The 10,014-nt window shown below is 44.3% G+C and carries 8 protein-coding genes and 1 pseudogene; all 9 read right to left on the bottom strand.

What is annotated here, in order from left to right; translation table 11 throughout:
* Positions 1-15 precede the first annotated feature (15 nt).
* A pseudogene (locus AB4484_RS24825) lies at positions 16-1,005 on the bottom strand (sigma-54-dependent transcriptional regulator); the annotation flags it as partial.
* 223 nt (positions 1,006-1,228) lie between these two features.
* A complete protein-coding gene (locus AB4484_RS24820; RefSeq protein WP_372080853.1) occupies positions 1,229-1,633 on the bottom strand; it encodes an Hpt domain-containing protein in 405 nt (134 codons plus the stop codon).
* A 393-nt stretch (positions 1,634-2,026) separates the two neighbouring features.
* On the bottom strand, positions 2,027-3,259 hold the full coding sequence (locus tag AB4484_RS24815; RefSeq protein WP_048615892.1) for a glycine betaine/L-proline ABC transporter ATP-binding protein: 1,233 nt from the start codon (positions 3,257-3,259) through the stop codon (positions 2,027-2,029).
* Positions 3,252-4,151 (bottom strand): proline/glycine betaine ABC transporter permease, encoded by a 900-nt coding sequence (locus tag AB4484_RS24810; RefSeq protein ID WP_050645132.1) that lies wholly within the window; start codon positions 4,149-4,151, stop codon positions 3,252-3,254. The genes AB4484_RS24815 and AB4484_RS24810 overlap by 8 nt, the downstream gene beginning before the upstream one ends.
* Before the next feature lie 147 nt (positions 4,152-4,298).
* Complete coding sequence (locus AB4484_RS24805) at positions 4,299-5,291, bottom strand: ABC transporter substrate-binding protein (RefSeq protein ID WP_017063893.1); 993 nt, start codon at positions 5,289-5,291, stop codon at positions 4,299-4,301.
* Between the two features lie 555 nt (positions 5,292-5,846).
* Positions 5,847-6,536 (bottom strand): tyrosine-protein kinase family protein, encoded by a 690-nt coding sequence (locus tag AB4484_RS24800; protein WP_050645553.1) that lies wholly within the window; start codon positions 6,534-6,536, stop codon positions 5,847-5,849.
* Positions 6,536-8,635 carry an SLBB domain-containing protein gene (locus tag AB4484_RS24795; protein ID WP_048611051.1) on the bottom strand — a complete coding sequence of 700 codons (2,100 nt, stop codon included), beginning with the start codon at positions 8,633-8,635 and terminating at the stop codon, positions 6,536-6,538. The genes AB4484_RS24800 and AB4484_RS24795 overlap by 1 nt, the downstream gene beginning before the upstream one ends.
* On the bottom strand, positions 8,632-9,468 hold the full coding sequence (locus AB4484_RS24790) for an OmpA family protein (RefSeq protein WP_050645129.1): 837 nt from the start codon (positions 9,466-9,468) through the stop codon (positions 8,632-8,634). Before AB4484_RS24790 ends, AB4484_RS24795 begins: the two co-directional genes overlap by 4 nt.
* A 62-nt stretch (positions 9,469-9,530) precedes the next feature.
* Positions 9,531-9,860 carry an STAS domain-containing protein gene (locus AB4484_RS24785; protein ID WP_004733793.1) on the bottom strand — a complete coding sequence of 110 codons (330 nt, stop codon included), beginning with the start codon at positions 9,858-9,860 and terminating at the stop codon, positions 9,531-9,533.
* Between the last annotated feature and the right edge of the window lie 154 nt (positions 9,861-10,014).

Below are 10,014 nucleotides of genomic sequence, written 5' to 3'. Positions count from 1 at the left end.
TGCGATTTAAATCAAGAGCTTCAAGAAGTGATTAGATAGGGTGACAATGTCACTTCCTCGTTCACGAAGCGGTGGCATCTCGATAGGCACAACGTGAACACGATAGTAAAGGTCTTCTCTGAAGCGTCCTTCTTCTACTTCAACCAGTGGATCGCGATTAGTCGCACAGATAATTCTGACATCCACTTTAATCTCGCGATTACCACCGAGTGGAGTAAACGTACCAGTTTGCAAAAATCGTAGGAGCTTCTTCTGCATCTCCAGTTCCATTTCACAAAGCTCATCGAGAAATAGGGTGCCGCCATGTGCTTGCATTGCTGCACCTTTACGGTCGGTTGTTGCGCCGGTAAACGCACCTTTAACGTGACCGAAGATTTCACTCTCCATTAGGTCTCGAGGGATAGCACCACAGTTAATCGCCACGAAAGGTTTACCATTACGCTGACTCTCTTGGTGAATCGCTTCCGCGCACACTTCTTTACCCGTACCACTCTCGCCGTTAATAAACACGCTGGCAGTGGTTGGTGCTACCGAATCAATGATTTTGTAAACTGCCTGCATGGGTAGGCAAGAGCCAATGAAATTATGAAAACGATCACGATCGAATTTGCTTTGCATATTATCGACAAGGTTTTCGAGTTTCGCTCTTTTTAGATGTAAGCGAACAGAAGTCTTGAGTCGATCGGCTTGAATGGGTTTCTCTAAGAAGTCTTCTGCACCGCGCTGGATAAGGTCTACCGCGATGTTTACTGAGCCATGCGCTGTCGCGATGATGACTGCGGTCGGTATTTCGTTAGCAGTAATCCAATCTAAGACTTCTTCGCCTGGCATATCAGGCAGTTTAAGGTCGAGAATCACAAGCTGTGGAGAGTGCCTTTCAATGAAGGTCTTAGCTTCCGCGCCGGTTTCGACGTGGAAAATATCATAGGGCTCGTCTTTTACGTACTGCTTGTAGAGTACGGCGAGTGAGGTGGAGTCTTCAACTAACAATACCTTAGGGCGCATTGTGTATTCCTTTTGAAACTTTATCCTAACCAATCAATAACATAGTGATATGCAACCATCAATACGAGTCTTGTGTATTTGTTATCTACCGCATGCAATCTTTTAAGATGCGGCCGGTATAACTTCTCGCATTGCTGTTCATGATGGAGCACATCTTATGGCGACTATATTAATAACGACTGCTTTGAGTTTTTAATCTGCTACCGATAATGAGTATGCAAAGCTAGCTGAAGCCTGCCTCTTTCCTTTCAAGCAAGGCTTTTATTGAACGCTCTGCGAGCTCTAGTAATTCATCAACTTCTCGAAATGCAGCATCATGACTCTGTTCTAAGCATTGTTTTTCTAAAGCGCGAGCTAATTCACCCAAAGGACGATTACCTAATGAAAGCGCTGTGCTGCCGAGAGTGTGGACCTCGAACTCAAGTGTTTGAGCGTCTTTCTGAGTGACAGCCTCTTTTATGGCTACCAAGCGTGTTTGTGATTCTTCGACATAATGGTCGATCAAGATAGGGATAATGTCCGCACTTGTATCGCGAATCATTTGCTCCAGAACGCTTTCATCGACAAGCTCGCTCACTTGTTGTGAGTTTTGAACGGTAGCTGCGTCTGACGCTAAAGTAGAATTCATCAAACTAAGTCCTTTGTTGAGCGTAATATCTGTGAGTACTAATAAGTTCTAGTCATTTTCTAGAATAATTTCAACTGGTTGCCGTACAAATAGCGCATTTATTTGGCATCTCGTTCATCTTGCTATTGGGTTTGTGACAAATCTAACGGACTGATTTTATTTTGTTTTCTCTTATGAAATATAAACTTAGGTGCCTATAAAGCCTAAGATGCGGGTAGATCTCAGAAGAAAACGAGCCCGATACAAATAAAAAAGACCACTGCAGTGAATTAACAACAGTGGTCTTAGAGCGGTTTATGTAGTTTAGGCTAATCTAAATAGCAATAACTCAAATACCTATAACCCAAATAGCGATAATTTAAACAGCCGTGCTTTAAATCACGAAAAGTAGAACTACGAAGCTTTAGCAATCTTTGGCTTTGGGTCGGCTTCTACTTCTTCCTCGCTACTTTCTGAGAAGATATCAGCAACAGCGCTTCTCTCTAGTTCACCTTTTAGATTACCGTCTTCATCAACAACCGGAAGAGAGTAGTCACAAGACATTGTGTCTGGTAGCACTTCTTCAATCACCGCATCAGGTAAGATGGCAGGGACTTCTTCGTAGATCTCGTCACTAAAGTCATGTACCGATGAATCTTCAACGGCGTCTTGTAGGCTCTCCTGTGTGACTAAGCCTTGATAGCCGTCATCCGTTACGTGATAAGCGTAATCGTTTTTAAGCATCTTCATTTGTGCCAGAGCACCTTCAATCGTTTCTGATGTGATTCGATAGAGAGGAGGCTGCATAACGGTTTCAACGGTCAATGCGCGAGCACGGTTTACGTCTTTCACGAACGCTTCCACGTAATCATCGGCTGGATTTAGCAGAATCTCATGTGGTGTGCCTTGTTGTACTAACTCGCCGTCTTTCAAAATTGCGATTCTATCGCCTAGGCGGAGTGCTTCGTCCAGATCATGAGTGATGAAAACAATCGTCTTATGAAGCTTCTCTTGAAGTTCGATCAGTTGATCTTGCATTTCGCTTCGGATCAAAGGGTCGAGTGCCGAAAAGGCTTCATCCATTAACAAGATTTCAGCGTTAGTACATAGAGCGCGAGAAAGGCCAACACGTTGTTGCTGACCACCTGAAAGTTGAGCAGGGTATTGCTTGCCGTAACCTTTCAAGCCCACCGTTTCTAACCATTCGTTGGCTTTCGCTAAACGGTCTTCTTTTTTGATGCCTTGTACTTCCAACCCGTACGCAACGTTTTCAACCACAGTACGATGAGGCATTAAGCCAAAGCGTTGGAATACCATCGACATTTTATGACGACGGAACTCTTCTAGCTGTTTGGTGTTGAGGCTCATCACATCAATGCCTTCAACCATGATTTTACCTTGAGTAGGGTCAATCAAACGGTTGAAGTGGCGAATCAGCGTCGATTTACCCGAGCCAGAAAGCCCCATGATTACGAAGATTTCGCCACGGTTAATCTCAAGGTTAATCTCTTTTAAACCAACGGTATGACCCGTGTCCGCAAGAATCTGATCTTTGTGTTCGCCGTTTTGAACTCGGTTCATAACAGACATTGGTTTCGGTCCAAACACCTTGTACAGACCACTAATTTCAATCAATGGTTTAGTCATGCTTGAGTCCTCCTAAATGCGCATTAGTTCTTCTTGCGTACGCTTGTGAAGCGCGGTCAAAAAGGATTGCGAGGGCAACGATGGCGAAACCATTCATCAAGCCTAATGTGAAGTATTGGTTGGTGATCGATTTAAGAACCGGTTGTCCTAGACCTTTAACACCAATCATAGATGCGATAACAACCATAGAAAGTGCCATCATGATGGTTTGGTTGATACCCGCCATGATCGTTGGCATTGCTAGAGGAAGTTGAACACCCCACAAGCGTTGCTTTTTGCTCGCACCAAAAGCGGTAGCGGCTTCAAGGACTTCTTTGTCGACTAGGCGTATGCCTAGGTTAGTTAAACGAATCACAGGTGGAATCGCGTAGATAACAACGGCGATTAGCCCTGGAATCTTACCGATGCCGAGTAGCATCACAACAGGAATCAGGTAAACGAATGCAGGCATGGTTTGCATGATATCGAGCATCGGCGTAACGATAGATTGAGCCCGATTTGAACGAGCCATCGCAATGCCAATCGGAATGCCTAAGAATATTGAAACCAAGGTACACACAGTAATGATACTGAGCGTCCGCATGGTGTCTTCCCACATTCCAAAGTAACCAATGAGAAGCAGTGAAACGACACAGCCTAAAGCCAATTTCCAAGAGCGGCTTGCTGCGTAGACAAGGCTGGTACACACGGCAAGGACAATAATCCAAGGTGTTGAGATAAGAAGTTTTTCAAACCAAACAAGGAATGAAAGAAGAGGGTCAAAGAGAGATTCAATCATTTCGCCGTATTCACGGGAAAATTCACGGTATGCGCCATCTAGCGTCTTTTTTATGGTTCGTAAATCACCGCGTTCCATCTCTGGAAAGCTTGATAACCAATTGCTGTCAGCCATTTTATATCCTTATAGTTCGGAGCCACTTGTCCATGCGATAAGAAAATCGCTAATGAAAAGGGCTCCGAATCATGAATAACATCAAGTATAGCGACGTTATTTCTGTTTTATTGTTGAAGCGTAATTACTTGTTATTAAACCAAGCTCTTACAGCTCTGCTTCAACTTTCTTAGCCACTTCTTCAGAAACCCATGGGTGCCATACTTCTGGGAATTCACTTAAGAAATGCAGACTCGCTTCTTCGCCATCAGCTTGGTTGTCTTCCATCCAAGCAAGTAGCGAGTTCATTTTGTCGTTTGTGAAACCACGTTTAGTAAAGTAGTCGTATGCTTCAGGAGCACGTGACGCAAAACTTTCAGTGGTAATCGTGTGAACAGGTGAAGGCGGGTACATGGTCGCTTTTGGCGATTCACAATCTTCTTTGGTGGTACAGTTAAGGAACTCTTCCTCATTAACGCCACTGCCAAAGTCGACTTTAACCATGTCGTATTTACCTAGCACAGCGGTCGGTGCCCAGTAGTAACCAAACCAAGCTTCTTCACGTTCATAAGCTTTTGCGATAGAGCCAGATAAGCCGGCACTCGATCCTGGATCAACAATCGTGAAACCACTGTTTTCTAGCTCAAGAGCATTAAACAAGTTTCCGGCGCTGATCTGACAGTTCCAGCCTGCAGGGCAGCTGTAGAATGCAGATGTATCTGGGTCTTCAGGGTGTTTGAATAAGCTTGCATTTTTGCGTACGCCTTCGATGGTTGCCATTTCAGGGTACTGTTTTACTAGGTAAGCCGGAACCCAAAAGCCTTCTTCACCGCCGTTCACAAGTGCTTTACCTGCGTAGCGAAGACGTTTTTCTTCAACACCTTTATCTAATGCGTCTTTTAAGCTGTTGCTCCAAAGTTCAGGTGCAACATCAGGCTGTCCTTTTTCGATCATAGACGTGCCTGTTGGCATAGTGTCGCCAGGGATAAGTTCAGCATCACATCCATAACCATGTTCAAGGATGAATTGGTCGATATTGGCGATCAGTGTTGCAGAGTTCCAGTTCATATCTGCGATTGTTACGCTGCCACATTCTCCAGCGTTAGCATTACCGCTGGCTGCTGCTACTAACAAAAATACGGAGCTTAACTTGTATTTCATATTGAGTTTCCTTTCTCTTTAATAATACAACTAAGGTAACCAAGGTAAATTGATTATCTAAATTGCTCGATGGTGATCCTTTCCGTGTATTTGAACCATTTGAGCAGAAGGAGGGATGGGTGAAGTTTGAATAGATAAACGTGCAAAGTCAGTGAAGTGTGATTTGCCAATTCATCCACTGTGTTTCAACAGCCATCGGATAACTTTGTCAAACTATTACAAATTCGTCAAAAACCACCTCTATTTATAATCTTAGGGAATAATCGTACGAATTCCATCTTTGATGCGATTTACATGGCACTTTAACAGTCTGTGTCACATTACCGCTAAAGTTAGGCGTGGGGCTGTTGATTTTTGAAGGGATTTAAAGGTGGTAAGACCATAATTGACGTGTGTGAAATGCGTTGAATGGTTTTTAAAATCTTATTTTTAATAATAATTTCGCCAAAAACACCCAATTTGGTTTTGATTTATCCAGAGCTGTCGGGGGCTTGAATTCTAATACGATTGGCGGCTGTCATGGTTTAATGACAGCCAGAAAGTAGCAAAAGAAAGTTACATTGGTAGGTTCAAAAATTCATTTTGATACAGCTTGTTTGCCAAGCTATCGCGAAGCTTAACGGGGATGAATTTCATTCGATTGATTTGTCTGACCAACTCTTGTGCAAAGCTAGGCTTTTGTTTCATGTTCATCACGCAGCCCATTAGGTTGATGCTTTGGGCATCAAGCAGCTTTTTCGCTTGTTCTAGGTGGTGACTCGACGTTTCACCATACGCGACAACCATTAGTGTGCTGTCACAAGCACTCGCCACAGACTGCGCCGGAATGTTGCCTTTGTTTATGTTGAGAAGCGGTGAGGTATCAATGATGACTCTGTCGTATTTCTCTAACCATTTGTTGACCACTTTTTGTAACGTTGTCGGATCTTTATAAGCCAATTGCGTTGAAGCAACTTGTGGAGCAGGGACACCGATAAACGTACGCTGAGATTCAACATGTTCAATCAATTGACCTTGCTGATTATCTTCTAGCATATTCAAATCTTTGAAAGCAGGGTTGAATAAGTTGAGATCAACATAAAGCGTTGAATGACCCGCAAGAAGAAAACGCTCGGCTAATGCGGTTGCAATAGATGTTACGCCGTCACCTGAATGGCAGGCGGTCACGCATATTGATTTTTGGCCGTTAAGTTCAGAAGCTAAATACAGTTGCTCGACTTCGGCATGGGTCGCTGAAATAGTCATTATAAAGCTCCTATTAATACGATGGTGGTGGTGATACGCAGTATGTCATCAAGTCCGACACGTGCTTTTTCAATAAAGCTTTCGCGACGGTCTGGAATGTAAATCGTGTCACCAGCGCGTAGCACCGGCAAGTTGTAAATGTTCGCCGTTTTGCTGAATTCAACAAGGTCGAAGGTACGAGCCTGACCTTGGCAGCAAGACATATTCACAATGGTAATTTTCTCGACGTAAGCATTGTCGGTAGGGCCTGCCGCTTCTGCCAGAATATCTAGAATGGTCATGTTGTCGTTGAATACATAACGCCCTGGGTTATTAATCGCACCAAGCACACGAACGGTTTCTTCTTTCGGTGTATCTAGCCAGTTTTTGCCTTTCTCTGGGATGTAAATCGTGTCGCCAGTGGTTACGTTTGGCAGTAACGATTCGTCACCGGTTTCGAAGTACAGTGATAAGTTAAGTTTGCTTACTTGCGAATAGGTTTTGTCACGATGCGTTACTCGAACGTTGTGAATGTCAGCATCCTTTGTTGGACCGTCAGCCGCAGACAAGATATCAAGGAAGTGCATGTCTTTTGTGAAGCGGTAACGACCGGGCGCATTCACTTGTCCAAAGATGTAGATCGAAGCATCAGAGCTTTGACGAACCCATTGTGATTTATTGTCGGAAGGATCTTGTGGCAGGTCGTGAACACGCACGATAGAACCCGCGCGAATCTGAGGCATTTGGTCACGTGGCGCGCCATTTCGAATGAAATCATCAAGGTTAAATACAACCAACTTTCTACCAGTCACGACTTCAATTTTCGATGTGTCAGCGCGTAGCGTAGGGCCGCCAACGTGAGCCAATAGTCCCATGAAGTTCATTTCATCTGACCATTCGATACGACCAGGTCGATTCACCTCACCAATCACGTTAACCGCTCGGTCTGGCGTGATTTTCAACCAAGACTTCTCGTTCATGTCGGTTTTCTCAGGAACGAAAATCGCGTCACCAGCTTTGATGCTTGGAGGGTTAGAGTTTGGTAAGCCTTCGGTGTAAGCCGCTAAATCGAATTTAAGCACTCTGCCATCTGCTTTTATGACTCGGATCTGTCGTGACTCTGCAAATCGAGTTGGGCCACCCGCATTAGCCAAGATATCCATAAAGGTCGCGTCTCTTTTGCCTTCAAAAGCACCAGGGGCTGCGACTTCACCCATCACGTAAACCATGTTTGCGCCAGATTTGATCTCTTCTTCTTGCTTGGGAACGAAAATGGTCGCACCCGGACGTAAAATTGGAAGCAGACTTTCGTCACCAGAATCTAAGTAACGTTTTAGGTTGAATAGCGTGGGGGTGTTGTTTGAGATTACTCGGATTTGCTCAACACTGGCATAGCGAGTTACGCCGCCCGAACGCATAAGTACGTCGACAAGGTCGGTGTTCTCTTTGTAAGTGAACGAACCCGGTGCGTTCACCTCACCAAACACTTTAATTGAATTTCGAGAGTCAGCACTGTCACCTGAGTTAGCAAGCTTTGCTGCGTCAAACTCTTGTTCGATGTTACCGACTAATGGGGAAGCAGGAACGAACAATGAATCCAGTGATTGCAGAGTGGGTAATGTTGACTCGTCTCCTGAATCAAGGAACCGTTTGTAGTTAAACTCTTTCTTATCCGCGCCTCGCTTAAGAATCAGCTTATCCAGTTGCGCGCCAGGGCGTAAACCACCCGCAGCGTAAAGTGCCATTTGAATGCTGGAACCTAATGCGAGCGTGTATTCGCCAGGCTGTTCTACATAACCTTGCACGTAGATGATGATTTGCTGCTCTTTTACATACACTGAAGCGTTCGAAAGATCTTTATAAGCGGTTGCCAGCGACTCTAAAACGACTTTGTTAAGCTGCTCACTGTCGTAACCTGCAACAAACACAGCGCCTACTTCAGGAAGGGTAATACGGCCACGCTTATCCACTTGGAACCCCGTGTTTAAGGTACTTTCACCGGGTACGTTAACTTGGATAAGGTCACCGACTTGAACTGCGTCTGAAAACTCGTCGTTAGCATTGACGACATTCGCAAAGCATAACGATAGGGTGATGATAAAAGCGATCAAGGATTTCATAGTCCACCTCCCATTTTCTCGGCATTCTTAGGCGAGATAATTTCGATACTCACTCGGCGGTTCGTTAAACGTGTGCCGTCAGATTCGCCTTCAAAAAGAGGGACGGTTTCGCCAACAGAGACGGCTTTGATTCGTTGAGCGCCTAATCCAAAAATAGTCAGGTAGCGTTCGACTTGTTTCGCTCGTCCAAGTGCTAACTTATCGTTGTATTCTTCGGTACCTGTCGCATCAGCATGGCCGGTAACAACAAGGTCTAGAGATTTGTGTTCTTTCAGTAGGCTGGTTGCTTCCGCAAGTCTTCCCATGTACTTCGGGTTTACTTCAATCGAATCTTCCGCGAATTGGTTATCAACATTAAGCAGGTCATACAACTGTTCTATAACTGACAGTTGCATTCTAAATTGGGTTTCATTTTTTGGTGGCTCACAGCGGGCTTGAGAGGTTACGTAATCCAGTTGGACTTCAAGTTCATTTAGGCGTTTTCTTTGAATCACTAAGTCGTTGGCTGCATCCAGTAGTAGACCGCCTTGAAGTTCACGAGCAATACGATTTTGCTTTTCGATCGCTTGGACAACAGCAGCGGGGAAGCACCAACGAGCGCCTTCTTGGATCAAGGCATCAAGGTGCAGTTTAGCAAGCTGCCAATCAAAGCGTAATCCATGTTCTGGGCCAAGTGGCTCGTCTGGCATGACAGGAGAGAAGTCTGAGTTTTGATAGTTGATAGAATCATAACTTTCCGCCAAACCCCCTGTGCCTTGTTCAGGATAGCTAGTACAGCCACCCAGAACGAGAGCATACAGAGAAAGGGCTATGTAGTTTTTCAATATTTTCATGCCAACGTCCTATGTTTCTAATTTTTATTATTATTTTTTGTTACTTCTAGCTTAGTGGATCTTCATGAATTTGTAGGATTTTTTGAATTTACTGGGATAGCGTGGCCAATACGTAGTAGGTTCATAATTTCAAGAGGCTGACCAGTCACATTTTCAAGTCGCATGTTGCGTTCGCGCTCAGTCAGACGTTTGAACATATAAACAATCGCGCCAACACCAGATGAATCTAAAAACTCAACTTGGCTAAAATCAACTTCGATCTCAGGGTGACCATCGTTAGAAATCACATCGTCGATGTCTGTTTGTGCATCACGACTGCCTGCTGCATCCAAATCACCGAAGATAGAAAGCGTCAGTGTCGTTGTATTCAAATCAATCTTACGTAGTTCCATAGCGATATCTCCTTTTAAGTATGTATGGACAATTGCACTGAATGTGCCAACTTTTATGTTGTTATTTTTCAATGAGTTATATTTAGTGCGAATTCCCATCTCATATTGAGAAAAGACGTTTCTCAATATGAGAACTAAAAACGGCGGAACATAT

This window comes from Vibrio sp. 10N.261.46.A3, assembly GCF_041472995.1.
GTDB classification, from domain to species: domain Bacteria; phylum Pseudomonadota; class Gammaproteobacteria; order Enterobacterales; family Vibrionaceae; genus Vibrio; species Vibrio coralliirubri.
This window is presented reverse-complemented; position numbering and strand designations above follow the sequence as displayed.